The following is a 1,145-nucleotide window of genomic DNA, read 5'->3' as shown; positions in this document are numbered from 1 at the left end:
CGCCGCCAGTTGTAGTAATCCATCAGGTAGTAACTGATATCCCGCTTCGCTTCCCGCAGGCTCATGTACCCCGTGGTCGGAAGCCATTCCGTCTTGAGGCTCCTGAACAGCCGCTCCATCGGCGCGTTATCCCAGCAGTTGCCACGCCGACTCATGCTCTGGGTCATGCGATAGCGCCACAGCCGTTGCCGAAATACCCGACTGCCGTATTGGCTCCCCTGGTCGGAGTGAAACAGCACACCAGACGGACTACCCCGCTGCTGATACGCCATCTCGAGTGCTTTCACTGCCAAGTCAGCATCAGGTCTGTCAGACATTGACCAGCCCACGACCCGCCGGGTATGGAGGTCCAGCACCGCCGCCAAGTAATGCCAACGGCCCGTAAGTGATATCGCCACACCACACCTGATTGGGTTGCGGGACAGCAAATTCACGCGCCAGCAGATTCGGGATATCCGGTCGCTCAGCCCGGGCGACCTTGTAGGCATGAGCGCCGGGTTGCTTGGACGCCAGCCCCGCGTCCTTCATCAGGCGACGTACTTTGAACCGGCCAACCTTATGCCCCAGCTCCCGCATCATCGACATCAAGGCCCGGCTGCCAGCTGAACCCCGACTCTCGTTGAGCAGGCGCCGCGGCACGCTTTTTTGCTGCACCTGTTCACGGTCAATGGTGCGGGTACGAGTCAGGTAGTCGTAGAAACAGGAGGTTGGAATACCGAAAGCGCAACAGACCAGCGTGGTGGGGGCTTGCTCCCTTAATCGGTCTATCAGCGCGAACGTTCGAGTTAGTCCGCCATCAAGAGAGCAGTAGCCTTTTTTTAAAATGGCCTTTTCGCGTTCAAGTCGGTTGATGCGAGCTTCCAGTTCCTGGATTTTCTGCTGCTCCGGGGTCAGCGCTTTGCTGATAGGAGTTGTGCCAGTTCGTTCGGATTGAAGCTGCTGAACCCATCGACGAAGCACGGTTTCGCCGACATCCAGTGAACGGCTGGCTTCGGAGACGAAATAGCCTTGGTCGAGCACCAGGGATGCGGCGTCGAGTTTGAATTCAGCAGTAAATGAGCGACGTAGTCTTGTCATTGAACACCTCTGGTCATGGTGGCGACTGTACCACCTAAAACGGTGTCCGGGATGATTAGACCACTACA

The 1,145-nt window shown here is 57.5% G+C and carries 1 pseudogene; it reads right to left on the bottom strand.

The features are described 5' to 3' along the window. A pseudogene (locus ACB028_RS20185) lies at positions 1-1,077 on the bottom strand (IS3 family transposase); the annotation flags it as partial. Between the last annotated feature and the right edge of the window lie 68 nt (positions 1,078-1,145).

This window comes from Aeromonas sp. S9(2024) (genome assembly GCF_041403185.1).
GTDB classification, from domain to species: Bacteria; Pseudomonadota; Gammaproteobacteria; order Enterobacterales; family Aeromonadaceae; genus Aeromonas; species Aeromonas enteropelogenes.
The sequence above is the reverse complement of the archived record's forward strand: the minus strand, read 5'-3'. Positions and strand labels throughout refer to the sequence as shown.